This window comes from Allobosea sp. BE125 (genome assembly GCF_031456075.1).
In the GTDB taxonomy this organism is placed as follows: domain Bacteria; phylum Pseudomonadota; class Alphaproteobacteria; order Rhizobiales; family Beijerinckiaceae; genus Allobosea.
Window position 1 is genome coordinate 61019 of the sequence record NZ_JAVDTY010000001.1, and the last position, 26081, is coordinate 87099.

Sequence of the window (26081 nt, forward strand, 5' to 3'; positions counted from 1 at the left end):
GCCGCTGCGGCCTCCGCTAGGCCGTCCCGTGCATGAGTGTTTGAGGAATGGGACCGATGGCCGTAAGGCGCACCAACTGGCGCACCCTGATCATGGTGATATCGCTGGGCATCCTGATCGCGGTCGAATTGTTCGGCGTGGCGCTGGCCTCGGGCTGGGCGCTTGCCGGCCTGTTCGATCTCGGCCATGTCGTCGGCTATGTCCTGATGGCGCTGTTCTCGGTCGTGGCCGGCTATGCGATGGTCAATCTGATGCGCCGCGTGCTCAAGGTCGAGCATATGATCGGAGACAACTGAGACAAGCGGTTCAGCCGCAGGGCCTCAGGACGACCGGATCGGCGTTATCCGGCAAATAGGCCCCCATCGGCCGGCAGGCGCCGGCGATGCAGACGCGCCAGTCGGCGGTGGCGCCCGAGCGCCGCATCACGACCTCCGGCAATGCGGGAAGCTTCGGCGTCCAGCGCCAGAAGCCGTCGACGAGCTTTGCGCCGTCGGGTGGGTCCATGCCGGCTCCCGAGCCTTGAATGCGTGCCTCGACCAGGCGCATGCCGTCGCGCCCATCGCGCCAGAGTTCTTCCCACAGGGTCTTCTGCACGGAATGGCGCCAACTCAGCGTGATCTCGTCGCTGCCGAGCGCGATGACGAGCGCGCCGGCTGCCAGACACAGGCTCACGCAGGTTTCTCGGTGAGCTGATTGCGGGCGAGCCACCAATGCCGTCCGACCATGGCGGCGGCAAGGATGTAGCCGAGCAGGTCGCTATAGGCGAACTCCCCCAGGATGAAGACCGAGGCGATGAAGGCGACGAGCCGCTCTATCAGGGTCAGCCGGCCGAAGAGATAGCCGATAGCCACCATGCCGAAGAGTGCGATGGCGACGCTGGCCTTGATCACGGCGTAAACCACTGCCGGCCAGAAGCCGATCACATTGGCCAGCGGGTCTCCGGGCTGCAGCATCAGGGCGGGCGAATAGACCGCGATGAAGGGGATGACATAACCCGCCAGCGCGACGCGCATCGCCTCCCAGCCGATCTTGTCGGGGTTCTCCTTGGCGATCGGCGCGGCGGCCAGTGCCGCCAGCGCCACCGGCGGCGAGAGGTCGGCCATGATGCCGTAATAGAACGCGAACATATGGCTCACGATCAGCGGCACGCCGAGCTTCTCAAGAGCCGGGGCGGCCAGCGCCGCGACGATGATATAGGTCGGGATCGTCGGGATGCCGGTGCCGAGCAGGATCGAGAGCACCATCGTCAGGACCAGCGCCAGGAACAGGCTGGTCTGGCCGAGCCCGATGACCCAGGCGCCGAAGGTGGTGCCGATGCCGGTCTGCGTCATCAGGCCGATGATGGTGCCGACGATGGCGCAGGCGATGCCGACGGGCAGCGCCGTCTTGGCGCTGTCGGCCAAAGCATTGCGGCAGATCGTCAGGGTCGCCCGCCCGCCGATGGTGAAGGCGTTGATGGCGATCAGCAAGGCGATCAAGCCGGCGACGATCCTGACATCCATGCCTTCGCGGAACAGGGCAGCCGAGATCAGGCCGAGCCCGACCCAGAAGATCACGCGCAGGGTCGTGGTCGCGAGCCCAAGCGCGATGCCCGCGCCCAGGATGAGCCCGACCGTGAGCGCAAGCCCGATCGTGCCGGCGAAGAGCGGCGTGAAGCCGTGGAACAGCATGAAAACCAGGACGGCAAGCGGCAAGGCCAGATACCAGCGCTCGCGCAGCGCCTTCAGCGGCTTCGGCAGCAAATGGCGCTCGATGCCCTTGAGCCCGAATTTCCCGGCTTCGAGATGCACCATCCAGAAGGCCGAGGCGAAATAGAGCACGGCGGGAATGGTGGCTGCCTGGACGATCGCCGAATATTCGACGCCCAGCGTCTCGGCCATGATGAAGGCGGCGGCGCCCATCACCGGCGGCATGATCTGCCCGCCCATCGAGGCGGTGGCCTCGACGCCCGCCGCAAAGGCGCGGCGATAGCCGAACTTGATCATCAGGGGAATCGTGAACTGCCCGACCGTCACGACATTGGCGACGCCCGAGCCCGAGATCATGCCCATCAGCCCGGAGGAGAAGACGGCGACCTTGGCCGGCCCGCCGCGCGCGCCGCCGAAGAGGCCGAGCGAGACGTCGTTGAACAGGTGGATCATCCCGGCCTTCTCGAGGAAGGAGCCGAAGACGATGAACAGGAAGATATAGGTCGCCGAAACATAGATCGGCACGCCGTAGAACCCCTCGGTGCCGAAGGAGAGATGACTGACGACCTGGTCGAAATCATAGCCGCGGTGATTGAAGGGGGCAGGCAGGTACTGCCCGAAGAACCAGTAGAGCAGGCAGACGCCGCACATGATCGGCAAGGCATTGCCCATCAATCGGCGCGCGGCTTCGAAGATGAGCACGATCAGCAGGGTGCCGGTGACGAGGTCCATCGTCGTCGGGTCGCCGTCGCGCAGGATCAGGTCCTGGTAGAAGACGAGCTGATAGAGCCCGAGCCAGAAGCCGAGCCCGCCAAGCGCCCAGCCGATCCAGCGCCCGGTTTCGGATTTCGCCTTGAAATTGGCGACGAGGCCGAAGGTCAGGAGCAGCAGGAAGCCGACATGGATGCCGCGCACCGCCTGGCTCGGCAGGACATGCCAGGCCGAGATCGCGATCTGGAAACAGGCGAAGATCAAGGCGACCGCATAGGCGAGCAGGCCCCAGCGTCCCGGGCCGAAGCCGGGTGGAAAGCCGTGCTCGAAATTGTCGAGCGCCGGGTTTTCGATCTCCACGGGCTGCGCGCCCGAGAGTTCGTGCAGCTGGTCGGTCTGGGGGGTCATTGCGGTGTCCTGCCGGTATCATCCCGCACGCGCTGCGGCACGAGGTGCTGCTGCGCGGATGTGGGACCGCATTCAGATAAAGAGGCGCCTCGTCGTCCTACGGTCCCGTGTCTGCGCCGCGTCACCTCGTGCCGCAGCGCGCACGGGATGACACGCTTTATGAGCCGACCTTCAGGCCCTTTTCCTTGAGATAGCGCGCGGCGCCGGGGTGGAGCGGCACGGGCATGCCCTCCAGCGCGCTTTCGAGCTTGATCGATTTGCCGGCCGAATGCGCCGCGCCGATCTCGCCCAGGTTCTCGAAGATGTTCTTCGTCATCTGGTAGACCGTCTCCTCCTTCACGCCTTCATGGGTGACGAGGTAGTTGACGACGGCAGCGGTGTTCACGTCGGCGGTCTGGCCGCCATAGGTGTTGGCGGGGATGGGGGCGCTGACGAAGGGCGGGCCTGCCTTGTCGATCGCCGCCTTGGGCACCTCGACGACGACGATCTCGACGGAAGCGGCGAGATCGCGGATCGAGGCGACGCCGAGCCCGGCCGATTGCAAGGTGGCGTCGAGCTGGCGGTTCTTCATCAGCTCGACGGATTCGGCGAAGGGCAGATACTCGATCTTGCCGAGATCCTTGTAGGTGATGCCGGCGGCGGCGAGGATGGCGCGAGCATTCAGTTCGGTGCCGGATTTCGGCGCGCCGACGGAGAGGCGCTTGCCCTTGAGATCGGCCAGGGTCTTGATGCCGCTATCCTTCGCCGCGACGATCTGGACGTAGTTCGGATAGATCGCGGTGATGCCGCGCAGCTTCTTGAGCGGGGTCTTGAAGCCGGCTTCCTCATCGCCCTTCCAGGCGGCGTCGAGGGAATCACCCAGCGTGAAGGCGACCTCGCCGCGGCCCTGCTGCAGCAGGACCAGATTCTCGACCGAGGCCTTGGTGGCCTGCACGGTCGGGCGGACATTGGGGATCTTGTCGCCATAGATCTTCGAGAGCGCGACGCCCATCGGATAATAAACGCCCGAGGTACCACCGGTCAGGATGTTGATGAAGTCCTGGGCGCGGGCGGTCACCGGCGCGGCGGCGAGCAGAAGAGCGGTGGCGAGGCCTGCAAGCCTTCGACCGCGAATGAAGCGATTCATGTGTCCTCCCAGACGATTTTTTCCGGCCTTGCCGGCCGGGCTTAATCCTTTTGTAGGTCAGGCCGTACGCAAAAGGAAAGCCCAGGGAACACAGGGGCTTTCTACTTTTGTCGATGTTGCGTGATGCTTTCGCCACTTTTGGCGTGCATTGAAATGGCCTTCCCCTTTCCGGCTGTCCCCTTCTCGCCAGTTGCCTCTCCTCGGTTGCTCTGGCCTGCGGGACAGGTTAGCCCGGACAGTCCATCCTTTCGCTCAGTCCATGCCATCGCACAGCCAAAGAGCCTCGCCAGACATGCAGGATCGCTCCTCACCGCTGCCCGCCCTCGACCGCCGCACGCTGCTCGCCGGGGCGAGCGCAACCGCGACGCTGGCTGCGCTCGGCTTTTCGCCGGCCGCGCTGGCGCAGCAGGGCCTGAAGCTCGGTGTGGCAGAGGCGTTCGGCTTCGAGGGGCTGAAGGCGCGGGCGCGCGATCTCGCATCCAGGCCCTATCAGGCCCCGCCATCGCCTCGCGCCGACGTGCTGGAGCGGATCGATTACGACGCGCATGGCAAGATCAAGTTCAAGCCGGAGATGGCGCTGTGGGCGAACGGTCCCTCGCCCTGGCCGGTGACCTTCTTCCATCTCGGCCGCTACTTCCAGAAGCCGGTGCGCATGCATGTCCTCGACGCCGGCCAGGCGCGCGAGATCGTCTATGACGAGAGCTATTTCGAGATGCCGGCGGATTCCCCGGCGCGCGAATTGCCCACCGGAGCCGGCTTTGCCGGTTTCCGCTTCCAGGAAAGCCGCTCGGGCCATCCCGGCCGCAAGGGCGAGAAGCTCGACTGGCAGAAGAACGACTGGGTCGCCTTCCTCGGCGCATCCTATTTCCGCGCCATTGGCGAGCTCTACCAATACGGGCTCTCGGCGCGCGGGCTTGCGATCGATCCGGCGGTGGCCGGCAAGCCGGAGGAGTTCCCCGATTTCACCCATGTCTGGCTCGAGACGCCTCAGCCCGGCGCCGAATATGTCGTGGTCTATGCCCTGCTCTCCGGCCCCAGCGTTGCGGGCGCCTATCGCTTCCGCATGCATCGCGGCAAGGGCGTCACGATGGAGATCGAGAAGGCGCTCTATCTGCGCAAGGATATCGAGCGCCTGTGCATTTCGCCGCTGACCTCGATGTACTGGTACTCCGAGACGGCCAAATCGACTGCCGTCGACTGGCGGCCCGAAGTGCATGATTCCGACGGGCTCGCACTCTGGACCGGCGCGGGCGAACGCGCCTGGCGGCCGCTCAACAATCCCCACCGGACCACGGCGTCGGCCTTCATGGACGAGAATCCACGTGGTTTCGGCCTGCTGCAGCGCGACCGCGAGGTCGGCCATTACCTCGACGGCGTGTTCTATGAGCGCCGGCCGAGCCTCTGGGTCGAGACGCAGGGCGACTGGGGCAAGGGCGCGGTCCAATTGATCGAGATCCCGACCGACGACGAGATCCACGACAACATCGTCGCCATGTGGGTTCCCTCCGCCCCGGCCAAGGCCGGCGCCTCCTTCGAATTCCGCTACAAGCTGCACTGGCTTGCCGACGAGCCCTTCCCGCCGGCGCTCGGGCGGGTCGTGGCGACACGGCTCGGCAATGGCGGCCAGCCCGGCACGGTCCGGCCCAGGGGCGTGCGCAAGTTCATGGTCGAGTTTTTGGGGCCGGCGCTGGAGACGATCCCCTTCGGCGTCAAGCCCGAGGTCGTGCTCTCGGCCTCGCGCGGGACCTTCTCCTATGTCTTCGCGGAAGCCGTGCCCGACGACGTGCCGGGCCATTGGCGGGCGCAGTTCGACCTCACCGTCGAGGGCAATGAGCCGGTCGAGATGCGCTGCTTCATGCGCGGCGGCGACAAGGTGTTGACCGAGACCTGGCTCTACCAGTACCTGCCGTTCTGATGGCGGCGGTTTAGCCTGGTTTTGCCGGCACGGTCGGGTTTGTCCCGACCACTCACGTCTTCCCTTTCGAGGGCGGTGTTCAAGAGGTGGATGCTCGTCGCGAGGGCGAGCATGACGGTGGAGCAACGGAACCATCCACAGACTCCGCTTGCCCGCTGTTGTTCGTAACATTATATCATCTCATATGAGCCAATCGCACAGCCATGCCCGTCGCGCCGTCTCGGAGGATCCGGGCTGGTCGCTGTTGCGCCTGTCGGCTGCGGCCCGGCTTGGCCTGGCTGTCGCCGTGATCGTGCTGGTCTGGGCGGCGACGCTCGCCGTGATCCTGTGAAGAGAGTGTTCGAGCCCGTGCCCGCCATCCGCTTGGACGATCTGACGCTCGGCTACGACCGCCATCCGGCGGTGCACCATCTGTGCGGCGAGATCGCCCATGGCAGCCTGACGGCGATCGTGGGTCCCAATGGCGCCGGCAAATCGACCTTGCTCAAGGGCATCGCCGGCGCGCTTGCGCCGCTCGATGGCGGGCTGACGCTGGCCAAGGGCAAGCGGCTTGCCTATCTGCCGCAATCGGCCGATCTCGACCGTTCCTTCCCGATCCATGTCTATGATCTCGTGGCGATGGGCCTGTGGGGCTCGGCGGGTATTTTCGGCCGCATCGGCTTTGGCGCGAAAGCCAGGATCGAGCAGGCGATCGCGGCCGTCGGCCTCACCGGGTTCGAGCGCCGGCCGATCAGTAATCTCTCCGGCGGGCAGATGCAGCGCGTGCTGTTCGCCAGGCTTTTGCTGCAGGACGCCGACATCATCCTGCTCGACGAGCCCTTCACCGCGATCGATGCACGCACCACCTCGGATCTGCTCGCGCTGGTGCAGCGTTGGCATGGCGAGAGCCGCACCGTCGTCGCGGTGTTGCATGATATCGAGACGGTCCGCCGCGCCTTTCCGCAGACGCTGTTGCTGGCACGCGAAACCGTTGCCTGGGGCGCCACTGCCGAGGTGCTGACCCCCGCCAATCTGCTGAAGGCGCGCCAGATGGTCGAGGCCTTCGACAGCCATGCCGCCCCTTGCGAGCGCGACGCGGCCTGATCGGGCACACCAGCCATGACGCAACTCTACGACCTTTTCATCGGCCCCTTCGCCGAGTTCGACTTCATGCGCCGCGCGCTGGTCGGGATTTTCGCGCTCTCGGTCGCAGCCGCGCCGATCGGCGTCTTCCTGATGCTGCGGCGGATGAGCCTGACCGGCGACGCCATGGCGCATGCCATCCTGCCCGGGGCCGCGATCGGCTATCTCGTCGCCGGCTTCTCGCTGCCGGCCATGACGGTTGGCGGCCTTGTCGCGGGTTTTGCGGTCGCGCTGGCGGCCGGTGCGGTGGCGCGGGTGACGGTGATGAAGGAGGATGCGTCGCTTGCCGCCTTCTACCTGATTTCGCTCGCTCTCGGCGTCACCATCGTCTCGCTGCGCGGCTCGGCGATCGATCTCTTCCATGTGCTGTTCGGCAACGTGCTGGCGCTGGATGACGACGTGCTTGTCCTGCTGGCTGGTGTGACGACGCTGACGCTGCTGCTGCTGGCGGCGCTTTATCGGCCGCTGGTGATGGAATGCGTCGATCCCGGTTTTCTGCGCTCGGTCAGCCGTTCCGGCGGCTGGGTCCATCTGACCTTTCTCGCGCTCGTGGTGCTGAACCTCGTCGCCGGCTTCCATGCGCTGGGCACCTTGCTCGCGGTCGGGATGATGATGCTGCCGGCAGCCGCCGCACGGTTCTGGACCGCCGACATCACGCGACTGATCCTGCTCGCCGCGGGGTTCGGCATGGCCTCGGGCTATGCTGGGCTCGTCGTCTCCTATGCGGCGGGCAGCAATCTCCCCGCCGGCCCCGCTATCATCCTCGCTGCAGGGACGCTCTATCTCGGTTCGCTCCTGATCGGCTCGCAGGGCGGCCTTGCGCGGCGGCTCTTGCCTCGGCCCCATCTCCAACGCTAGTAATGTTATAGTGTTTCAATTTGCCTGGAGAGAAGCCATGCCGAATCGTCGCGAACTGGTTGCGGGCCTTGCCGCCGGATTGATCCTCGCTGCCGCTCCGCTGGCGGCGTCGGCGCAGGAGAAGCTCCCCGTCGTTGCGAGCTTCTCGATCCTGGGCGATTTCGTAAGGGAGATCGGGGCCGAGCGCGTCTCGGTGACGACGCTGGTCGGGCCCAATGGCGATGCGCATGTCTATTCGCCGACGCCCGCCGACGCCAAGAGCATGGCCGCAGCCAAGCTGATCGTCGTCAACGGCCTGAAATTCGAGGGCTGGATGACGCGCCTGATCAAATCCTCCGCCGCGAAGGGCACTGTCGCGGTCGCGACGACAGGCATCACGCCGCAGGCGCTGCCCGCCGCGGAGGAGCCCGGCAAGAAGGATGCCCATGGTCACGATCACGCCGGCCGGGAGGACCCTCATGCCTGGCAGAATGTCGCCAACGCCAAGATCTACATCGCCAATATCTTGGACGCGCTGAGCGCGGCCGACCCGGCGGGAAAAGCCGTCTATGAGGCCAATGCGACGGCCTATCTCGCCAAGCTCGATGCCTTGGACGGCGAGATCAAGGCGGCAGTGGCGCGCATTCCGGCCGACCGGCGCAAGGCGATCACCTCGCATGACGCCTTCGGCTATTTCATCAAGGCCTATGGCATCGACTTCATCGCGCCCCAGGGCGTCTCGACCGAGGCCGAGGCGTCGGCCAAGGATGTCGGGCGTATCATCCGGCAGGTGAAGGCCGAGAAGATACCGGCGGTCTTCCTCGAAAACGTCACCAATCCGCGGCTGATCGAGCAGATCGCCAAAGAGAGCGGCGCCAAGATCGGCGGCCGGGTCTATTCGGATGCGCTTTCGGAAGCCTCCGGCCCGGCCGGGACTTACATCGCGATGATGAAACACAATATAAGCCAGTTCGAGAAGGCGCTCGGCGCCGGTCCGGCCTGAGCGTCGGTCCTCATCTCCAGCCCTCATCCCGGGGAGCCGCGAAGCGGCGTCTCGAAGGATGGTTCAAAGCGTGCTGGAGCATCCTTCGAGACGCGACCCTTGCGGATCGCTCCTCGGGATGAGGGCTGAAGGTTTCCAAGGCTGGGGCGGATATCGAGCGCTCCGGCTTTGTCCGTTCAATAACCAGGTCGAACCCATGTCCGAGAAAATCCCCGTCACGGTGCTCACAGGCTATCTGGGCGCCGGCAAGACCACGCTCCTCAACCGCATCCTCACCGAGGACCACGGCAAGAAATTCGCTGTGATCGTCAATGAGTTCGGCGAGACCGGCATCGATGGCGACCTCGTCGTCGGCGCCGATGAGGAAGTCTTCGAGATGAACAATGGCTGCATCTGCTGCACCGTGCGCGGCGATCTGATCCGCATCCTCGACGGCCTGATGAAGCGCAAGGGCAAGTTCGACGCGATCATCGTCGAGACCACGGGCCTGGCCGATCCGGCCCCGGTGGCGCAGACCTTCTTCGTCGACCAGGATGTCGGCGATGCGACCAAGCTCGACGCCGTCGTCACCGTGACGGACGCCAAATGGCTGACCGAGCGGCTGAAGGATGCGCCCGAAGCGAAGAACCAGATCGCTTTCGCCGACGTCATCATCCTCAACAAGGTCGATCTCGTCTCGGCCGAGGAACTGGCCGAGGTCGAGGCCGCGATCCGCGCCATCAACCCCTATGCCAAGCTGCACAAGACGACGCGCTGCGAGCTGCCGATCGACCAGCTGCTCGACCGCAACGCCTTCGATCTCGACCGCATCCTCGACATCGAGCCGGACTTCCTCGAATCCGGGCACCATCATCATCATTCCGACGAGGTGCGTTCGATGTCGTTCACGATCCCCGGCGATGTCGACCCCGACAAGTTCATGCCCTGGATCAACGACATCAGCCAGGCGCAAGGGCCCAACATCCTGCGCTCCAAGGGCATTCTTGCCTTCAAGGACGAGCCGCGCCGCTTCGTCTTCCAGGGCGTCCACATGATCCTCGATGGCGATCTGCAGCGCGATTGGAAGGCGGATGAGACGCGCAATTCCCGCCTCGTCTTCATCGGGCGCGATCTCGACGAGGGTGAATTGCGCAAGGGATTTTTGGCCTGCGCGGCGTGAGTTTTCGTCATGGTCGGGCTTGACCCGACCATCTCGGAAACCAGCACCTTCTCGTCCCGGGATTCTCGGTTCGGCGCGATGCGCCGCCCGAGAATGACGCGTCGCCCCGCTCCGAATAGTTTGCTAGACCGGCCTCATGGATACGATCACCAAACCCGTTTCGCTGCGCGAACATGTCGTCCCCGTCGAGGCCGGGGCGCATGTCGTCGCGGCCCATTGGCTCAAATCGACGCTGGCGCTTGCGCTTGCCGATGGGCGCGTGCTGCGCTGGCGCGATGGCGAGGCTGACAGCGTCGAGCCTCATGCCGGCGGCATCCTCAGCGCCTGCTCTGATGGCGAGCGACTGATCACCGGCGGCGATGACGGGCGCGTGGTCGCGACCGGGACTGAGGGCGAATCGACCGAGATCGCGCGCGATCCCAAGCATCGCTGGATCGATGCGGTGACGCTGTCCGCGAGCGGCAGCCTCGCCTGGAACACCGGCAAGACCGTGCATTCCCGCGACGACAAGGGCCGGGTCAAATCGCTTGATTTCGTCACGACGCCGCAGGGGCTGGTCTTCGCGCCGAAGGGCTATCGTCTCGCCGTCGCCCAGATGAATGGTGTCTCGCTGTGGTATCCCAACACCGAGGCCAAGCCCGAATTCCTGGAGTGGAAGGGCTCGCATCTCGATGTGATCTGGTCGCCCGATGGCCGCTTCGTCGTCTCCTCGATGCAGGAGAACGCGCTGCATGGCTGGCGGCTGGGCGACAAGCCGACGCATATGCGCATGACCGGCTACCCGGCCAAGCCGCGTTCGCTGTCCTGGTCGCATGACGGGCTCTGGCTCGCCTCGTCAGGCGCGGACGCCGCGATCGTCTGGCCGTTCCAGGGGGAGGGGCCGACCGGCAAGGCGCCGCGCGAATGCGGTGCGCGCCATGCCAAGGTCACGCGCGTGGCCTTCCATCCCAAGGCTCTGGTGCTGGCCGTCGGTTATGACGATGGCTGCATCCTGATGATCCGGCTGACCGATGCCTCCGAGCTCCTGGTGCGGCCGGCGATCAAGGGCAGCGGCGTCACCGCCTTCGCCTGGGACAAGCTCGGCAAGCGCCTGGCCTTCGGGACCGAAGATGGCGTGGCCGGCGTGCTCACCCTGCCGGCCGGCTGAGGGCCCGGGATGCGCTTTGGCCTGTTCGGGAAAGGCGCTGCGGACAAGGCCGTGGCTTCCGAGGCCGCGACGCGGATCAAGGCCGATATCCGCGACCTGCTCGGCTTGGCCGAAGACGCCGTGATCGCGGTCAACGAGATCCTCTGCGCCGACCCAGCCTGCCCGGGCACCGAGACGGTGATCCTGGTGATGAACCCCGGCGAGAAGACGAAGGCGTTCAAGCTGCAGAGCGCCATGGCCGAGGCGACCCGGGACATGCTCGCTGCCGCCCTGGCTAGCTGAGGGTCGCCGCACCGACGCATCGGCGGACTGGACGCGCAGGCGTATGGCATGCGAGGCGAGACGGTCTGTCTCCCGCCTGGAATGCCGCCGATGAGCCTCACACCCCTGATCCGCGAGATCACCGACGCCGATATCGATGCCGTGATCGCGCTCTGGCATGCGGCGGGCGTCGCAAAACCCTGGAACGATCCGCTGCGCGACATCGCCTTCGCCCGCCGCGACGCGCATTCGACCGTGCTCGTCGCCGAGGTCGAGGGTCGCGTCGCAGCCAGCGTTATGGTCGGCGAGGACGGGCATCGCGGCTGGGTCTACTATGTCGCCGCCGATCCCGCGATGCAGGGCGCCGGTCTCGGCCGGGCGATGATGGCGGCCGCCGAAGCCTGGCTGGTCGGGCGCGGCGTCTGGAAGCTGCAATTGCTCGTTCGCGGCGACAACGACAAGGTCAAGCGCTTCTACGAGCATCTCGGCTATACCGACACGAAGTCGAGCTGCTTCCAGAAGGTGATCGCGCCCTGAGCCTCAGGCGTTCCGGATACCGGCTTCCACATGTCGGGCCGAATTTCGGCGCTGACGCAGCCTGTCAGCAGAGATGGTCGCTACGGCTCTACAGCGGGACGAAACGCGGCTAGCTTTTGCGCATCATGGCCAGACGTCCGAAATCACCGCCCATTCTCCCTGCCGCTGAGGCTCGCCGGATCTGGCTGCACGCTCAACGCCTCGACGAGCCGGAGCCCTTCGGCTCCGGGCCGGAGGCGACGCGGGCCGCGGTCGCGCATCTCGGCTATGTCCAGATCGACACGATCAACGTGATCGAGCGCTGCCACCACCACATCCTCTACAGCCGCATACCGAGCTATCGCCGCTCCGATCTCGCGCAGGCGCAGTCGCTGGATAAGAGCGTCTTCGAATACTGGACGCACGCGCTCTCCTATGTCCCGACTGCGGATATCCGCTTCTTCCTCGGTGCGATGAAGGCGCATCGCGAGGAGCCCAAGCGCTGGTCGGCCGTCGGCTCGCCCGAGGAGACGCGCAAGCTGCTCCGGCGCATCCGCAAGGAGGGCGCGCTCACCATCCGCGACATCGACACCGATGTGCTGGTCGAGAAGGCCCATCTCTGGGCGAGCAAGAAGCCGTCCAAGGGCCTGCTGGAGCGCGCCTTCTACGATGGCGAGCTCGTCATCTCGGCACGCGCCGGCATGCTCAAGACCTATGAACTGATCGACCGGCATTTCGGCTGGGAGAAGAAGCCCGCTCCCGCGAGCGAGCGCCAGGTCGTCGCCTACAAGCTCGACCGGGCGCTGCGGGCGCAGGGCGTGGTCAGCCTCGATTCGATCTGCCATCTCGACGCGCCCGCCAAGAAGGCCGTGGCCGAGCTGATCGCCGGGCGGGTCAGGCGCAAGGAGCTCGTGCCGGTGCGGATCGAGGGCGCCGAGAAGTCGCCGCATTGGGCAAGTCCCGAGGTGCTGGAGGCAGTCGCGCCCACTGATGCTGGCCTCGTCCACATCCTCTCGCCTTTCGATCCCCTGATCATCCAGCGCAAGCGATTGAACCTGTTCTTCGGCTACCAGCACCTGTTCGAGGCCTATCTGCCCCGGGAGAAGCGGGTCTATGGCTATTTCGCCCTGCCGGTCCTGCTCGGGGACCGCATCGTTGCGGTGCTCGACCTGAAAACCGACCGCGCCGCCGGCAAGCTCCTGATCCAGCAATGGAGCTGGCTTGCGGGGGAGGAGACGCCGGCCGCAAAGGCGGCGATCGAGATTGAGCTGGCGCGGTTCGAGCGCTTCCAGCTCGCGCTCGGCAGCGAGAGCGAGCCAGCCTTCGCAGAGGTGCCGCCCGAGGAGGAGGACTTCGCCGCGCTTCGTGCTTAGACACTGTTCCGCGAAGCTTAACCCCGTCATTGCGAGCGCAGCGAAGCAATCCAGAAGGGCTCGCTCTACGTCCTCTGGATTGCTTCGCTGCGCTCGCAATGACGAGCCCGTCTGCACGAAGGGCGATAGCCTATCCCGCCGCAAAAATGCCGGGTTCTTCCGCCGTCTTGCTGGACGCCGCACGGCAAGCGCATGGAGCCGTCCGGTGAGATCGATCATTTTTGCCGTCTTGGCCTGTGTCCCAGTTATGGCGGGCTGAGCGATGCCGGCATGGGTGCTTCCGCAGGCTCGGGCGTTTGCGCGCGGTTTGCCTGCCTCGCTCCTGCTGCATCTGATACTGCTGTCGCTGCTCGGACTGGCCACCTTGCGTCCGAGGGAGGAGATTACTCCGCTCCTTGAAAGCAGCATCGATGTCGAGCTGCTGAGCTTTCCGCAATTCGAGGCGATGATCCGGCCGAAACCTGTCGAGGAGGCGCCGAAGCCGCAACCGTCGCCGCCACCGCAAACGGCGCCGGAGAAGGTCGCGCCTGTGGTTCCGCCGGCGAGCGAGCCGCCGCTCGAACCCGGCGCCATGATCAAGGCCTCCCGGCTCATGGCGGCGGCCGCCCTCGCCAGCCCCCTCAGCCGGCAGGCGCGGGAAGCCCTTCCGCATCTCGCTGAGGACGAGCGCGTCGAGCAGCTTTGCGGGCTGGAGGCGATGAGCCAGATCCATGCCTGGAAGGCCGAATTCGAGCCCGACAGGCTGGTCGCCTATGCCATGGCCGGCACGAAGCTTTCCGGTCGTGAATTGCTGGCCGAAGGCGCGGCCTTCCGCAGCAAGCAGCACTGGTACGCGCTGCGCTTCAAATGCGGGTTCACGCCCGACCGCAAGCAGGTGGTGGCCTTCGAATTCCGCGTCGGCGATCCGGTTCCGCGTGCGCAGTGGGAGATGCGCGGCCTGCCGGCGAGCCATTGAAGCGAATGGGCGGCCTCAAGCCCCCAGCAGGTCGATCAGATGCGGGATCAGCGGTTCGTCGGCCGGGGGCATCGCCAGCTGGCTGAGCTTGCCGGCGCGAACCCATTTCAGGGCCTGGCCCTCGCGCGAGATGGCGGTACCTTCCCAGCGCCGGCAGATATAGAGCGGCATCAGCAGGTGGAAGTCCGGATAGGCGTAGCTCGCAAAGGTCAAAGGCGCGAGGCAGGCTTCCTTCACGGTGATGCCGAGCTCTTCAGAGAGTTCGCGGATCAGCGCGGGTTCGGGCCGTTCGCCGGCCTCCAGCTTGCCGCCGGGGAACTCCCACAGGCCCGCCAGCGCCTTGCCTTCGGGGCGTTGCGCGACAAGGACGCGGTTGTCGGAATCGATCAGGGCGCAGGCGACGACGAGGAGGAGTTTCACGCTGGGGCCAGTGTCCGGAGAGGATGACGTCGACGGGATCAGTCTCCTTACCCGTCACGCTCGCGATGTCATAGGCCGGGCCGCCTTCTTGGAAGAGCGACGCGTCACCGCTTCAGATCACGGGGGCGAGACCGAAATACGCACCCGGCGCGACGGTCTCGAAGGCGAAGCGGCCTCCGGCCGAGGCCGGGTGAGCGCCCGCTTCACTCAGGAGCGATAATCGCCGTTGATCTCGACATAGGCCTTGGTCAGGTCGCAGGTCCAGACCGTGGATTTGCCCCGGCCCAGTCCAAGATCCGTGGTGATGACGATGTGCTCGCCGGTCATGTAGGCGGAGACCGCCTGCTCGTCATAGGACGGCGCGCGCGCGCCCTGCCGGGCGACCATGATGTCGCCGAAGGAGATGTCGAGCTTGTCGCGGTCGGCGGGCTCGCCGGCCTTGCCGACGGCCATGACGATGCGGCCCCAATTGGCGTCCTCGCCGGCAATCGCGGTCTTGACCAGCGGGGAATTGGCGATCGAGAGCGCGACCCGCTTGGCCGAGCGTGAAGAGGTTGCTCCCGCGACGCGGATCTCGACGAATTTGCGCGCGCCCTCGCCATCCTTGCAGACGAGATGGGCGAGCTCGAGCAGCAGCGAATTCAGCGCGCGCTTGAAGCCGGAGAGGCGGGCATCGTTGACCTGGGTGATCGCTGGCACGCCGCGCTCGGCCGCCTTGCCCGTGGCAAACAGCATCAGCGTGTCGGAGGTCGAGGTGTCGCTGTCGACCGTGACCGCGTTGAACGAGCCCTTCACGCCCTTGGAGAGCAGCGCCTGCAGGACGGGTGCGGCTATGGGGGCGTCGGTGAAGACGAAGGAGAGCATCGTCGCCATGTCGGGCGCGATCATGCCGGCGCCCTTGGCGATGCCGGCCAGCACGACCTCCTTGCCGTCGATCTTGGCCTTGCGCGAGAGCGCCTTGGGGAAGGTGTCGGTGGTCATGATCGCCCGGGCGGCGTCGATCCAGGGGCCATCCGCGGCGCGCCTGGCGCAGTCGCTCAGCACACCCTCGAATTTGGTGGCGTCGAGCGGTTCGCCGATCACGCCGGTCGAGGCGATGAAGACCTCCGCAGGCTTGCAGCCGGCAGCCTTCGCGGCGATCTCGGCGGTGAGCTTGACGGAGTCGCGACCTTTAAGCCCGGTGAAGGCGTTGGCGTTGCCGGAGTTGACGACGATCGCGCGGGCCGAGCCCTGCGCCAGATTCTCGCGGCACCAGTCGACCGGGGCCGACGGGCATTTCGAGCGGGTGAAGACGCCCGCGGCCTGCGTGCCCTGATCGAGCAGCATCAGCACGACATCGGTGCGGCCCTTGTAGCGGATGCCCGCCTCTGCGGTCGCGAAGCGCACGCCCGGCACAGCCGGGACCTTGGGCTGGCGCTTGGGCGCGAGCGGGGAAACGGGAACATCCTTGCCAGCCATGAAAAGCACCTCCAGATCGAGGAAGCCATGTGCCGCAGGCGGATGACGAAAACAAGAAGGATGGCCGATAAGCCGGTATGCGCTCTTGCTGCGAGGCAAATCGTAGTTACATTGCGGCATGGAAATCGCGTTCGATCCGGCCAAGGACGAGATCAATCGGCAAAAGCACGGTATTTCGCTGGCGCGGGCAGTCGACCTCGAGATCCTCGGGTTCCAGGCTGACGACCGCTTCGCCGGGGAAACGCGCTATCGCGCCTGGGGATTGATCGACGAGCGGGCCTACTGCCTGGCCTTCGTCCAGCTTGAAGGCGCATCCGTGCCCTCAGCCTTCGTCGAGCGAGAGACTAGGAGATCAGACGTCATGTCCCGCAAGATCGTCTTTGATGATGACAATCCTGAATGGACGGAACAGGATTTTCGGACGGCCCGCCCGGCCTCTGAGCTCCCTCCTGAAATCCTGGCGGCTTTTCCAAACACGAAACAGCGTGGAGCACAGATTGCTCCGACCAAGGTTCAGGTGACGCTGCGGCTTGACCGCGACGTGATCGAGCGATTCCGGAAGACCGGCAAGGGCTGGCAGACCCGGATCAACGAAGCGCTCAAGAAAGCCGTCTGATCGAGGCGGGGCGCTCGTCGCGGACTGCGCAAAAAGAAAGGGCGGAGCTGCTCGCTCCGCCCTCGGGCAATCTGATCAGGACTTCTCGCTCGTCAGGGCTTCTTCGGCTCGGCCGCAGGAGCAGGCGTGGCAGCGGCGGGCTGGTCCAGCCGCTCGACCTTGGCCTTCTCGCGCAGCGCCAGCACGATGTCCTGCTGGGCCTTGCGCTCGAGATACTGGTCGATCTGCGGCTTGACGGCGGCGAAGTCCGGCGTCGGCTTGGTGCGGCGGTCTTCGAGCTTGATGACATGCCAGCCGAACTGGCTCTTCACCGGGTCGGAGATCTGGCCCTTCTGCAGCTTGAAGGCGGCCTCGGCGAATTCCGGCACCATGCGCTCCTTGCTGAACCAGCCGAGATCGCCGCCTTCCTTGCCGGAGCCGGGATCCTTGGAGAGCTCGGCTGCGACCTTGGCGAAATCCTCGCCCTTCTTGACGCGCTCGGCGGCCGTCTTGGCCTGGGCCTCGTCCTCGACCAGGATATGGCGCGCGTGGATCTCCTCCTCGGGCGGCAGCGCCTTGACGGTGTCGTCGAACAGCTTCTTGGCGGCTTCCGGGGTTGCGGCCTTCTTGGCCTCGCGCTGGAGATATTCGTCGAGCAGGACCTTGTCGCGGTTATAGGCGAGGCGGGCGGCGAAATCGGGGCCGTCGGCGACCTTGGCGTCGGTGGCGGCCTTGGCGCCGAGCTTGAGGTCGACGAGATAATTCACCACCTCGTCGCGCTTGCGCTCCTCGGGAACCTGCGCCAGCCGCTCGCCGAGATCCTCCGTCGCCAGCGCGACGTCGCGCTCGGTGATGGCGATGCCGTTGACCTTGGCCACGATCTTGTCGGCTTGAGCCAGCGCGGCGGGTGTCGCGGCGAGCACGAAACCGAGGGACATCATGGCGAGACGTGACAGCGTCATCGGGTCAAACCTTCCGCAAGCAGCAAAAACCGGTCATTTGCGCTGCACTGCCAGTTGAACGCGGCAAAGGCAAGGCGGCTGCGCGGTTTAAAGCTTTCGCAGCGCGATGCTTTGCCGGCCTTTGCGCGGCTTACGCAGTTCGATGGCGCGGCTCCCTTGGAACTACGCGGCGAAAACCCCACATCGGTTGCGAATTCCGCCGCCGGCCAAGGCTCGTGCTTGGTGCAAACAAGGCTCGCACTTGGTGCAAAGCGGTGCTGGACCCCGCCCCCGCACGCGTCTAAACACGCGGTCGAATTGAGAATTATCGGGCTTTCGCCCGCGCGCGGGTCACCGCGGACGCAAGGCGAAAGCTGCACTATCGAAAGGCCCAACAATGCTTGGCGCGCTCGCAAAGAAACTCTTCGGCTCGTCGAATGATCGGCGGGTCAAGGGCTATGGCCCTCGTGTCGCGGCGATCAACGCGCTCGAAAACGAAGTCGCAGCGCTCAGCGACGAGGCGCTGCAGGCGCGCACCGCCGAGTTCCGCCAGCAGCTCGCCAATGGCGCCAAGCTCGACGACCTCTTGGTGCCGGCCTTCGCCACGGTGCGCGAGGCGGCCAAGCGCGTGCTCGGCCAGCGGCCTTATGACGTGCAGCTCATCGGCGGCATGGTGCTGCATGAGGGCGCCATTGCCGAGATGAAGACCGGCGAAGGCAAGACGCTGGTCGCGACCCTGCCGACCTATCTCAACGCGCTCGCAGGCAAGGGCGTGCATGTCGTCACTGTCAACGACTACCTTGCCCGCCGCGACGCGGAATGGATGGCCAAGCTCTACAACTTCCTCGGCCTTTCCGTCGGGATCATCGTCCACGGCATCGACGACGAGGAGCGCCAGCGCGCCTATGCCAGCGACATCACCTACGGCACCAACAACGAATTCGGCTTCGACTATCTGCGCGACAACATGAAATACGAGGTCGCGCAGATGTCCCAGCGCGGCCACCATTTCGCGATCGTCGACGAGGTCGACTCGATCCTGGTCGACGAGGCGCGCACGCCGCTGATCATCTCCGGCCCGCTCGACGACAAGTCCGATCTCTATGTCGCGATCGACAAGATCCTGCCGGGCCTGGTGGCCGGGGATTTCGAGGTCGACGAGAAGCAGCGTGCCGTCTCGCTGACGGAGGCCGGCAACGAGCATATCGAGGAGCTGCTGCGCGAAGCCGACCTGCTGAAGGAGGGCGATCTCTACGACGCCCAGAACGTCACCCTGGTCCACCACGTCAACCAGGGCCTGCGGGCGCATTCGCTGTTCCAGCGCGACAAGGACTACATCGTCCGCAATGACGAGGTCGTCATCATCGACGAGTTCACCGGCCGCATGATGCCGGGCCGGCGCTATTCGGAAGGCCTGCACCAGGCGCTCGAAGCCAAGGAGCACGTCACCGTCCAGCCCGAGAACGCGACGCTGGCCTCGATCACCTTCCAGAATTATTTCCGGCTCTATTCCAAGCTCGCCGGCATGACCGGCACGGCTTCGACCGAGGCCGACGAATTCTTCGAGATCTACAAGCTCGAAGTTGTCGAGATTCCGACCAATGTCCCGGTCGCCCGCAAGGACGAGGATGACGAGGTCTACCGCACCTTCGAGGAGAAGGTCCGCGGCGTTATCCGTGAGATCAAGGCGGCGCAGGACAGCGGCCAGCCCATGCTGGTCGGCACGACCTCGATCGAGCGCTCGGAACTCGTCGCCGAGATGCTGGCGAAGGAAGGCTTCAAGCAGATCGATTTCAGCGATCCCAGCGGGCTGGAGCCGATCTACGCCGCCGCCCGCGCCGGCAAGCCCTCGAACGCGTTTGCCGTGCTGAACGCCCGCTTCCACGAGCTGGAGGCCTATATCGTCGCGCAGGCCGGCGTGCCCGGCGCCATCACCATCGCCACCAACATGGCCGGCCGCGGCACCGACATCCAGCTCGGCGGCAATGCCGAGATGCGCATCAACCACGATCTCGCCGGCATGGCGGAAGGGCCGGAGCGGGAAGCCGAGGCGAACCGCATCCGCGCCGAGGTGATCGACTTCAAGCAGCGCGTGATCAAGGCGGGCGGGCTCTACATCGTCGGCACCGAGCGCCATGAGAGCCGCCGCATCGACAACCAGCTGCGTGGCCGCGCCGGCCGCCAGGGCGATCCGGGGCGGTCCAAGTTCTTCCTGTCGCTGCAGGACGACCTGATGCGCATCTTCGGCTCCGACCGGATGGACGGCATGCTGCAGAAGCTCGGCCTTAAGGAAGACGAGGCGATCGTCCATCCCTGGATCAACAAGGCGGTCGAGAAGGCGCAGGGGAAGGTCGAGGCACGCAACTTCGACGTCCGCAAGAACATTCTGAAATACGACGACGTGATGAACTCCCAGCGCAAGGTCGTGTTCGAGCAGCGCCGCGACTTCATGCGCCAGCCGACCGTGCGCGAAACCATCGACGACATGCGCCAGGGCGTCGCCGAGGATCTCGTCGCTCGTCATATCCCTGAGGAAGCCTATCCGGAGCAGTGGGACACCGCCGCGCTCAAGGAAGGCGTGATGCAGTTCCTCAATCTCGATCTGCCGATCGAGGATTGGGCGAAGGAAGAGGGCATCGCCGACACCGAATTGCGCGAGCGCATCCGCAAGATCGCGGACGAGGATTACGCGGCCCGCATCGAGCGCAACACCGAAGAGGTGATGACCTATGTCGAGAAGCAGGTGCTGCTGCAGACGCTCGACCATCTCTGGCGCGAGCACCTCGTCACGCTGGATCACCTGCGCCAGGTCATCGGCTGGCGCGGCTATGCCCAACGCGATCCGCTGAACGAGTACAAGCAGGAGGCCTTCGAGCTGTACGACTCGCTGACCGACCGCCTGCGCGAACAGGTCACCGGCAATCTGATGCGCATCGAGGTGCGTTTCGATGCGCCGGAAGAGCCGGGCAGCCTGCCGCCGCAGGATGAAGCCGGTTCCGGTTCCGGCTTCGGCAGCGGTGATTACGGCAGCACGGGCCTGCAATACGCCGCGATCGAGGGCGACACGGCGGTGCTCGACCGCAACCCGACCGACCCAGCGAGCTGGGGCAAGGTCGGCCGCAACGAAGCCTGCCCCTGCGGCTCCGGCAAGAAGTACAAGCACTGCCACGGCCAGTTTGTGTGAGGCGGTAAAGGCACGGCGTGGGCCTTTATCCCTTCTCCCCCACCAAGATCGGGCTTGCCCGATCTTGGTAAGGCTCATGCCCATGTCGGAAGCATCCGACATGGGTGGGAGAAGGTGTCTGCGAAGCAGGCGGATGAGGGAAGGGTCGCGTAAGCGGCCCTTTTCTTGTTTTGGGTTGAGGCTCTTCCCTCATCCGTCAGCGCTTTGCGCTGCCACCTTCTCCCCGAGGGGAGAAGGGAAGAAGGCGTCACGCTCTGTCGGAAACGGGGATAACTCCCTCTCCGGGCCGCTTCTGGCTCAACGAAGCCGCCGACTACCAACGTGCGCCTCGCAGTGCTCCGCCAGCCCCTCACCAACAGCAGCGGAAACGCCGGCGGGTTTTGGCGTGCCGACTAGGATCAAGCGGGACCTCTCTCTCCTGCAAGTAGAACGGCTCTTCCAGCGTGTTCTTTTTTGTGACACTGGAAAGATACTCAGCCATGTTCTCTGGCGAGAGGGGCAAATTGCATGATCAAATTGTTGTTTGTCGGATTGTCAATTTCGGTTTTGAATACATCGGTCTTTGTGTCTCGAGCCAGTTCTGAAGATGCGCCTCCAGATAAATGGGAATGGCAGTTTATGAATGATGGGCGCCTTGTTTATGGCGTCGAAAACAGTGACATTACGACGTTTGTAGCGATATGCTCAAAGAAACGTAGTCGAGTAAAAATTCTGATCGGTATCAGGCCGAAGACCGGAAACTTCGGAGACAAAACTCCGATCAGTTTTCAGACTGGAATTGAGAAGCGGCATTATACCGCCGCGTTGACGGAACTTGATGGGATTAGCGGTACTGATGTCGAACTCAGTATCCCACTTTCGGCAAAGCTTTTCGACCTTCTTGAAGGCAGCGAAACGATTCACGCTCAGGTCAAGGGCGCTCACGTAGTGTTGCCGTCCTTCGCCACCCAGCGCGCAGAGGCTTCACGCGCTTTCAGGAAGAACTGCGCAGGCTGAACCCCGCCCTTGCATCAGCCTGTTGCAATCGTCAGGTTGCATTCGCACCGCAGTTGCAGCGACTCGATTGGGAGAAGGCTCGGATGGTTGTAATGTCGGGCGCGAACATCGCCATCCTTCTCCTTGTCGGTATCGTCATCCTCGGGCTTGCGTTTGGCGTGCGCACCGTGCCGCAGGGATACAACTATACCGTCGAGCGCTTCGGCCGCTATTCGCGCACGCTCAGCGCGGGGCTCGGGCTGATCGTGCCTTTTTTCGACCGCATCGGCCACAAGGTGAATGTCATGGAGCAGGTGCTCGACATTCCCTCGCAGGAGGCGATCACCAAGGACAATGCGGGCGTGCGCATCGACGCCGCCGCCTTCTACCAGGTGCTCGACGCTGCCAAGGCCAGCTACGAGGTCTCCTCGCTCGGCCAGGCGCTGATGATCCTGACCATGACCAATATCCGCACCGTGGTCGGTTCGATGGACCTCGACCAGTTGCTCTCGCATCGCGACGAGATCAACGAACGACTGCTGCGCGTCATGGACGCCGCCGCCTCGCCCTGGGGCGTCAAGGTCACGCGCATCGAGATCCGCGACATCCTGCCGCCGGCCGACATCGCCGGCGCGATGAACCGGCAGATGAAGGCGGAGCGCGAGAAGCGCGCCGCGGTGCTGGAGGCGGAGGGGCTGAGGCAGGCCGAGATCCTCAAGGCCGAGGGCCAGAAGCAGTCGCAGATCCTCGCCGCCGAGGGCCGCAAGGAAGCCGCCTTCCGCGATGCCGAGGCGCGCGAGCGCTCGGCACAGGCCGAAGCTTCCGCGACCGCGATGGTCTCGGAGGCGATCAGCAAGGGTGATATCCAGGCCGCGAACTTCCTCATCGCCGAGCGCTATACCGACGCGCTGAAGGCAATTGCCTCCTCGCATAACAGCAAGGTGGTGATCGTGCCGATCGAGGCCGCAGCGCTCGCCGGCACGGTCGGCGGCATCGCGCAACTGACCCGCGCGGTCTTTGGCGAGGAGGCGGTCGCGACGCGCCGCGCCGGCTCGGTTCCGCCGTCCGGCCGGAACGGGTGAGGCCGGTCATGCTGCTAGACTGGTTTTCCTCGCTGGGCGGCTGGGCTTGGGTCGTGCTCGGCCTCGTGCTGATCGGCGGCGAATTGCTGGCGCCGGGCGTGTTCCTGATCTGGCTCGGCCTTGCGGCGCTGCTGACGGGCACGGTCGTCGGGCTTTTGGGCATCGGCTGGCAGAGTGCGGCACTGGCGTTCGCTGTGCTCAGCGTCGTCAGTGTGCTCGCCGGGCGGCGCCTGACGCAGCGCAAGGATGAGGAGCCCGACGCCGCGACGGGTCTCAATGATCGCGGCCGCCAGCTCATCGGCAAGGTTTTCCGCTTGGAGGCGACGATGACCGGCGGCGAGGGCCGCATCCGTGTCGGCGATTCCTCCTGGCGCGTCACCGGCCCGGAATTGCTGGCGGGCAGCGAAATCAAGGTGGTGCGGGTCGAGGGCGCGACGCTTGTGGTCGAGAAGGCCTGAGGCCGCGACGGTTTCGCGCGCCCGGCAGGCAAAGAATCGGGTTGTCCGGCGCGCTGGCGGGTCTATAGCGAACGCTCCGTCGCCAGCCCGATCGTTCCATGACACTCCGCACGCAACGCCTGTCCCTCTCCAAGGACCGCATCAAGGTCCTGCTTCTGGAGGGCATCAATGATTCCGCCGCCGATCTGATGGTCCAGGCCGGCTATACCAACATGGTCCGCCTGCCCAAGGCGCTCGACCATGACGCGCTGCTCAAGGCCGTCGAGGGCGTGCATGTGCTCGGCATCCGCTCGCGCACGCAGCTCACCGAGCCGGTCTTTGCCCAGGCGAGCCGGCTCTTCGCGGTCGGCTGCTTTTCCGTCGGTACCAATCAGGTCGATCTGCAGGCGGCGCGCGGGCGCGGCGTACCGGTCTTCAACGCGCCCTTCTCGAACACCCGCAGCGTCGCCGAATTGACGATCGGCGAGATCGTCATGCTCTTGCGCAAGATCACCGACCGCTCGGTCTCGGCCCATGCTGGCGGCTGGGACAAATCCGCGAACGGCTCCTTCGAGGTGCGCGGCAAGGTGCTCGGCATCGTCGGCTACGGCAATATCGGCAGCCAGCTCTCGACGCTTGCCGAGGCGATGGGCATGCGGGTGATCTATTTCGACCAGACCGACCGCCTGCGCCACGGCAACACCGAACCGGTCGACAGCCTGGCCGAACTGCTCGGCAATGCCGACATCGTCTCGCTGCATGTGCCGGAGACGCCAGCGACGCATGGCATGATCGGGGCCGAGCAGATCGCCCAGATGCGGCCGGGCAGCTACCTCATCAACAATTCGCGCGGCACGGTGGTCGATCTCGAGGCACTGGCCGTGGCCTTGCGCGAGGGCCGGCTTGCGGGCGCGGCCGTCGACGTCTTCCCGGTCGAGCCTGCCTCCAATGCCGAGCGCTTCGTCTCGCCGCTGCAGGGCCTGGCCAATGTCATCCTCACCCCTCATGTCGGTGGCTCGACGGAGGAGGCGCAGGAGCGCATCGGCGCCGAGGTCGCGCGCAAGCTCGTCGATTATTCCGATATTGGCTCGACCGTCGGCGCGGTGAATTTCCCGCAGGTCCAGCTCACGCCGCGTCCCGCCGGCACGCGCTTCATCCATGTCCAGCGCAATGTGCCGGGCATGCTGCGGCGCCTGAACGACGTTTTCGCCGCCCGCGAGGTCAACATCTCCGCGCAGAACTACCAGACCGATGGCGAGGTCGGTTATGTCGTGATGGAGGCCGACAGCGTCGGCCCCGAAGCGCGCGACATCCTGCGCGAGATCGCGGCGCTCGACGGCACGATCAGGGCAAGGCTTCTGTATCAGCGGGCGTGAACTACGCACCTCTCGTCATTGCGAGGAGCGTAGCGACGAAGCAATCCAGGGGGCGTAGCGCTCCATGAGACTGGATTGCTTCGCTGGCGCTCGCAATGACGGTCCGTAGGATATTCGCTGGCTTTTAGAGCACGCTGTTCAGGCTCGGAAACACGCCGTCATCCCTGGCGTAGCGAAGCGGAGGCCCGGGATCCATCGGAGGGTTGCGGAGCTCCAGGATGGATCCCGGAGCTGCGCCGCTACGCGGCTTGTCCAGGGACGACGCAGTGGCTACGAGCCAAGACAGCAGCCTTAAGCCACGCCGAGTGTCAGCAGGTCGTGGACATGGACGAGCCCGACCGGCTTGTCCTCGCCATCGGCGACGATCAGCGCGGTGATACGCAGGCGATTGACCATCTCCAGCGCCTCGACCGCCAGCGCATCGGGCGCGATGCGGCGCGGATTTGGTGTCATCACGTCGCGGGCGCGGCGCGCGGTGACGTTGCCCGAGGTCAATTTGCGGCGCAGATCGCCATCGGTGACCACGCCTGCCAGCCGGCCGTCGAGGCCGATGACGATGGCGCAGCCGAAACCCTTGGCCGAGATCATCTCGACCACGTCGGCGACGGCGGTGTCGAGCCCGACGCGCGGCAGCGCCTCGTCGCGATGCATGATGCTCTCGACGGTCTTGAGCTGCGCGCCCAGCTTGCCGCCGGGGTGGTAGACGAAGAAATCCTGGCGCGAGAAGCCGCGTGCTTCCAGCAGGGCGACGGCAAGCGCGTCGCCCAGCGCCATCTGCATGGTCGTCGAAGTCGTGGGCGCCAGCCCATTGGGGCAGGCCTCGGCCGCCTTGGGCAGGATCAACGCGATATCGGCCTCGCGCCCGAGCGCGCTGTCGGCATTCGAAGTCAGGCCGATCAGCCCGACGCGGAAGCGCCGGGTATGGCCGACGATTGCCGCGAGCTCCGCCGTCTCGCCCGACCAGGACAGCGCGATCACCACATCCTCGGGTTGGACCATGCCGAGATCGCCATGGCTGGCTTCGGCCGGGTGGACGAAATGCGCGGGCGTGCCGGTCGAGGCCAAGGTCGCCGCGATCTTGCGCCCGACATGGCCGGATTTGCCCATGCCGGTGACGACGACGCGGCCGCTGGCGGCGCGGATCAGCTCCACGGCCGCCGCGAAGGGCTGGCCCAGCCCATTGGCGAGCGCCTCGTGAAGCGTGTCGAGCCCGGAGCGCTCGGTTGCGATGGTGCGAAGCGCGGAAGCGCGGATGTCGGCCGTCATGAGCGGCGCTCTAGCACGAGGAATGGCCGCCGCGCCACCATTCCTCGCCGCACCCACCGGTGCATTGACGCGCCATTAACCCTCTTCGTTCTAACTCTCTTAACCACGCGCGCCATGCCGGTGCGC

General features: G+C 65.4%; 25 protein-coding genes. 18 read left to right on the plus strand and 7 right to left on the minus strand.

What is annotated here, in order from left to right:
• Window positions 1-56 precede the first annotated feature (56 nt).
• Window positions 57-296, plus strand: a complete 240-nt coding sequence (locus tag J2Y55_RS00280) for a hypothetical protein (RefSeq protein ID WP_310146444.1) — start codon at window positions 57-59, stop codon at window positions 294-296.
• A gap of 10 nt (window positions 297-306) precedes the next feature.
• Here J2Y55_RS00280 and J2Y55_RS00285 read toward each other — a convergent pair whose 3' ends face one another.
• The 3 genes from J2Y55_RS00285 to J2Y55_RS00295 all read right to left on the minus strand — a co-directional run bounded on the left by J2Y55_RS00285 (window position 307) and on the right by J2Y55_RS00295 (window position 3933).
• On the minus strand, window positions 307-672 hold the full coding sequence (locus J2Y55_RS00285; RefSeq protein WP_310146446.1) for a DUF1850 domain-containing protein: 366 nt from the start codon (window positions 670-672) through the stop codon (window positions 307-309).
• Complete coding sequence (locus J2Y55_RS00290; RefSeq protein WP_310146448.1) at window positions 669-2807, minus strand: TRAP transporter permease; 2139 nt, start codon at window positions 2805-2807, stop codon at window positions 669-671. The genes J2Y55_RS00285 and J2Y55_RS00290 overlap by 4 nt, the downstream gene beginning before the upstream one ends.
• Window positions 2808-2964: 157 nt before the next feature.
• Window positions 2965-3933 (minus strand): TAXI family TRAP transporter solute-binding subunit, encoded by a 969-nt coding sequence (locus J2Y55_RS00295; RefSeq protein ID WP_310146450.1) that lies wholly within the window; start codon window positions 3931-3933, stop codon window positions 2965-2967.
• Window positions 3934-4225: 292 nt separating this feature from the next.
• Here J2Y55_RS00295 and J2Y55_RS00300 point away from each other — a divergent pair, with 292 nt between their 5' ends.
• The 11 genes from J2Y55_RS00300 to J2Y55_RS00350 all read left to right on the plus strand — a co-directional run bounded on the left by J2Y55_RS00300 (window position 4226) and on the right by J2Y55_RS00350 (window position 14221).
• A complete protein-coding gene (locus J2Y55_RS00300) occupies window positions 4226-5848 on the plus strand; it encodes an OpgD/OpgG family glucan biosynthesis protein (protein ID WP_310146452.1) in 1623 nt (540 codons plus the stop codon).
• 184 nt (window positions 5849-6032) lie between these two features.
• Window positions 6033-6179, plus strand: a complete 147-nt coding sequence (locus J2Y55_RS00305; protein WP_310146454.1) for a hypothetical protein — start codon at window positions 6033-6035, stop codon at window positions 6177-6179.
• A 17-nt stretch (window positions 6180-6196) separates the two neighbouring features.
• The gene (aztA, locus tag J2Y55_RS00310) at window positions 6197-6931 is read left to right on the plus strand and encodes a zinc ABC transporter ATP-binding protein AztA (protein ID WP_310146456.1); all 735 of its coding nucleotides are present in this window, start codon (window positions 6197-6199) and stop codon (window positions 6929-6931) included.
• A 15-nt stretch (window positions 6932-6946) separates the two neighbouring features.
• Entirely contained in the window at window positions 6947-7828 is an 882-nt protein-coding gene (locus J2Y55_RS00315) for a metal ABC transporter permease (RefSeq protein ID WP_310146458.1), read from the plus strand.
• Between the two features lie 37 nt (window positions 7829-7865).
• Window positions 7866-8810, plus strand: a complete 945-nt coding sequence (locus tag J2Y55_RS00320) for a metal ABC transporter substrate-binding protein (RefSeq protein WP_310146459.1) — start codon at window positions 7866-7868, stop codon at window positions 8808-8810.
• Window positions 8811-9006: 196 nt separating this feature from the next.
• Window positions 9007-9969, plus strand: a complete 963-nt coding sequence (locus J2Y55_RS00325) for a CobW family GTP-binding protein (RefSeq protein ID WP_310146461.1) — start codon at window positions 9007-9009, stop codon at window positions 9967-9969.
• Between the two features lie 136 nt (window positions 9970-10105).
• A complete protein-coding gene (locus tag J2Y55_RS00330; protein WP_310146463.1) occupies window positions 10106-11116 on the plus strand; it encodes a WD40 repeat domain-containing protein in 1011 nt (336 codons plus the stop codon).
• 51 nt (window positions 11117-11167) lie between these two features.
• On the plus strand, window positions 11168-11398 hold the full coding sequence (locus J2Y55_RS00335; RefSeq protein ID WP_310146465.1) for a hypothetical protein: 231 nt from the start codon (window positions 11168-11170) through the stop codon (window positions 11396-11398).
• Window positions 11399-11488: 90 nt separating this feature from the next.
• Window positions 11489-11914: a GNAT family acetyltransferase gene (locus J2Y55_RS00340; RefSeq protein ID WP_310146467.1), complete on the plus strand. Its 426-nt coding sequence runs from the start codon at window positions 11489-11491 to the stop codon at window positions 11912-11914.
• A gap of 125 nt (window positions 11915-12039) precedes the next feature.
• Window positions 12040-13266, plus strand: coding sequence for a winged helix-turn-helix domain-containing protein (locus tag J2Y55_RS00345; RefSeq protein WP_310146469.1), 1227 nt, complete (start codon window positions 12040-12042; stop codon window positions 13264-13266).
• Between the two features lie 307 nt (window positions 13267-13573).
• Window positions 13574-14221, plus strand: coding sequence for a DUF930 domain-containing protein (locus tag J2Y55_RS00350; protein WP_310146471.1), 648 nt, complete (start codon window positions 13574-13576; stop codon window positions 14219-14221).
• Window positions 14222-14236: 15 nt separating this feature from the next.
• Here J2Y55_RS00350 and mutT read toward each other — a convergent pair whose 3' ends face one another.
• Both mutT and argJ read right to left on the minus strand, forming a co-directional pair.
• A complete protein-coding gene (mutT, locus tag J2Y55_RS00355; protein ID WP_103718889.1) occupies window positions 14237-14641 on the minus strand; it encodes an 8-oxo-dGTP diphosphatase MutT in 405 nt (134 codons plus the stop codon).
• Between the two features lie 207 nt (window positions 14642-14848).
• Entirely contained in the window at window positions 14849-16099 is a 1251-nt protein-coding gene (argJ, locus tag J2Y55_RS00360; RefSeq protein WP_310146474.1) for a bifunctional glutamate N-acetyltransferase/amino-acid acetyltransferase ArgJ, read from the minus strand.
• Between the two features lie 118 nt (window positions 16100-16217).
• Here argJ and J2Y55_RS00365 point away from each other — a divergent pair, with 118 nt between their 5' ends.
• Window positions 16218-16715, plus strand: a complete 498-nt coding sequence (locus J2Y55_RS00365; RefSeq protein WP_310146476.1) for a BrnA antitoxin family protein — start codon at window positions 16218-16220, stop codon at window positions 16713-16715.
• Window positions 16716-16807: 92 nt separating this feature from the next.
• Here J2Y55_RS00365 and J2Y55_RS00370 read toward each other — a convergent pair whose 3' ends face one another.
• A complete protein-coding gene (locus J2Y55_RS00370; RefSeq protein ID WP_310146478.1) occupies window positions 16808-17656 on the minus strand; it encodes a peptidylprolyl isomerase in 849 nt (282 codons plus the stop codon).
• Window positions 17657-18032: 376 nt separating this feature from the next.
• Here J2Y55_RS00370 and secA point away from each other — a divergent pair, with 376 nt between their 5' ends.
• The 5 genes from secA to serA all read left to right on the plus strand — a co-directional run bounded on the left by secA (window position 18033) and on the right by serA (window position 24689).
• Window positions 18033-20819, plus strand: coding sequence for a preprotein translocase subunit SecA (gene secA, locus J2Y55_RS00375; RefSeq protein ID WP_310146480.1), 2787 nt, complete (start codon window positions 18033-18035; stop codon window positions 20817-20819).
• A gap of 507 nt (window positions 20820-21326) precedes the next feature.
• Window positions 21327-21815: a hypothetical protein gene (locus J2Y55_RS00380; protein ID WP_310146482.1), complete on the plus strand. Its 489-nt coding sequence runs from the start codon at window positions 21327-21329 to the stop codon at window positions 21813-21815.
• A gap of 83 nt (window positions 21816-21898) precedes the next feature.
• Window positions 21899-22876, plus strand: coding sequence for an SPFH domain-containing protein (locus J2Y55_RS00385; RefSeq protein ID WP_310146484.1), 978 nt, complete (start codon window positions 21899-21901; stop codon window positions 22874-22876).
• A gap of 8 nt (window positions 22877-22884) precedes the next feature.
• Window positions 22885-23334 carry an NfeD family protein gene (locus J2Y55_RS00390; RefSeq protein WP_310146486.1) on the plus strand — a complete coding sequence of 150 codons (450 nt, stop codon included), beginning with the start codon at window positions 22885-22887 and terminating at the stop codon, window positions 23332-23334.
• Between the two features lie 98 nt (window positions 23335-23432).
• The gene (gene serA, locus J2Y55_RS00395; RefSeq protein WP_310146488.1) at window positions 23433-24689 is read left to right on the plus strand and encodes a phosphoglycerate dehydrogenase; all 1257 of its coding nucleotides are present in this window, start codon (window positions 23433-23435) and stop codon (window positions 24687-24689) included.
• A gap of 291 nt (window positions 24690-24980) precedes the next feature.
• Here the strand turns inward: serA and J2Y55_RS00400 are convergent, their stop codons facing one another.
• Entirely contained in the window at window positions 24981-25955 is a 975-nt protein-coding gene (locus J2Y55_RS00400; RefSeq protein ID WP_310146491.1) for a KpsF/GutQ family sugar-phosphate isomerase, read from the minus strand.
• Window positions 25956-26081: the final 126 nt, after the last annotated feature.

Excerpts from the sequence above, each read along its gene's own strand:
- J2Y55_RS00305 (WP_310146454.1), top strand. The coding sequence starts at position 6,033 with ATGAGCCAATCGCACAGCCATGCCCGTCGCGCCGTCTCGGAGGATCCG.
- J2Y55_RS00340 (WP_310146467.1), top strand. The coding sequence starts at position 11,489 with ATGAGCCTCACACCCCTGATCCGCGAGATCACCGACGCCGATATCGAT.
- argJ (WP_310146474.1), bottom strand. The coding sequence starts at position 16,099 with ATGGCTGGCAAGGATGTTCCCGTTTCCCCGCTCGCGCCCAAGCGCCAG.
- J2Y55_RS00390 (WP_310146486.1), top strand. The coding sequence starts at position 22,885 with ATGCTGCTAGACTGGTTTTCCTCGCTGGGCGGCTGGGCTTGGGTCGTG.
- J2Y55_RS00315 (WP_310146458.1), top strand. The coding sequence starts at position 6,947 with ATGACGCAACTCTACGACCTTTTCATCGGCCCCTTCGCCGAGTTCGAC.
- J2Y55_RS00295 (WP_310146450.1), bottom strand. The coding sequence starts at position 3,933 with ATGAATCGCTTCATTCGCGGTCGAAGGCTTGCAGGCCTCGCCACCGCT.
- J2Y55_RS00385 (WP_310146484.1), top strand. The coding sequence starts at position 21,899 with ATGGTTGTAATGTCGGGCGCGAACATCGCCATCCTTCTCCTTGTCGGT.
- J2Y55_RS00380 (WP_310146482.1), top strand. The coding sequence starts at position 21,327 with ATGATCAAATTGTTGTTTGTCGGATTGTCAATTTCGGTTTTGAATACA.
- J2Y55_RS00320 (WP_310146459.1), top strand. The coding sequence starts at position 7,866 with ATGCCGAATCGTCGCGAACTGGTTGCGGGCCTTGCCGCCGGATTGATC.
- J2Y55_RS00290 (WP_310146448.1), bottom strand. The coding sequence starts at position 2,807 with ATGACCCCCCAGACCGACCAGCTGCACGAACTCTCGGGCGCGCAGCCC.
- J2Y55_RS00325 (WP_310146461.1), top strand. The coding sequence starts at position 9,007 with ATGTCCGAGAAAATCCCCGTCACGGTGCTCACAGGCTATCTGGGCGCC.
- serA (WP_310146488.1), top strand. The coding sequence starts at position 23,433 with ATGACACTCCGCACGCAACGCCTGTCCCTCTCCAAGGACCGCATCAAG.
- J2Y55_RS00365 (WP_310146476.1), top strand. The coding sequence starts at position 16,218 with ATGGAAATCGCGTTCGATCCGGCCAAGGACGAGATCAATCGGCAAAAG.
- J2Y55_RS00280 (WP_310146444.1), top strand. The coding sequence starts at position 57 with ATGGCCGTAAGGCGCACCAACTGGCGCACCCTGATCATGGTGATATCG.
- J2Y55_RS00400 (WP_310146491.1), bottom strand. The coding sequence starts at position 25,955 with ATGACGGCCGACATCCGCGCTTCCGCGCTTCGCACCATCGCAACCGAG.
- J2Y55_RS00330 (WP_310146463.1), top strand. The coding sequence starts at position 10,106 with ATGGATACGATCACCAAACCCGTTTCGCTGCGCGAACATGTCGTCCCC.
- J2Y55_RS00300 (WP_310146452.1), top strand. The coding sequence starts at position 4,226 with ATGCAGGATCGCTCCTCACCGCTGCCCGCCCTCGACCGCCGCACGCTG.
- J2Y55_RS00370 (WP_310146478.1), bottom strand. The coding sequence starts at position 17,656 with ATGACGCTGTCACGTCTCGCCATGATGTCCCTCGGTTTCGTGCTCGCC.
- secA (WP_310146480.1), top strand. The coding sequence starts at position 18,033 with ATGCTTGGCGCGCTCGCAAAGAAACTCTTCGGCTCGTCGAATGATCGG.
- J2Y55_RS00345 (WP_310146469.1), top strand. The coding sequence starts at position 12,040 with ATGGCCAGACGTCCGAAATCACCGCCCATTCTCCCTGCCGCTGAGGCT.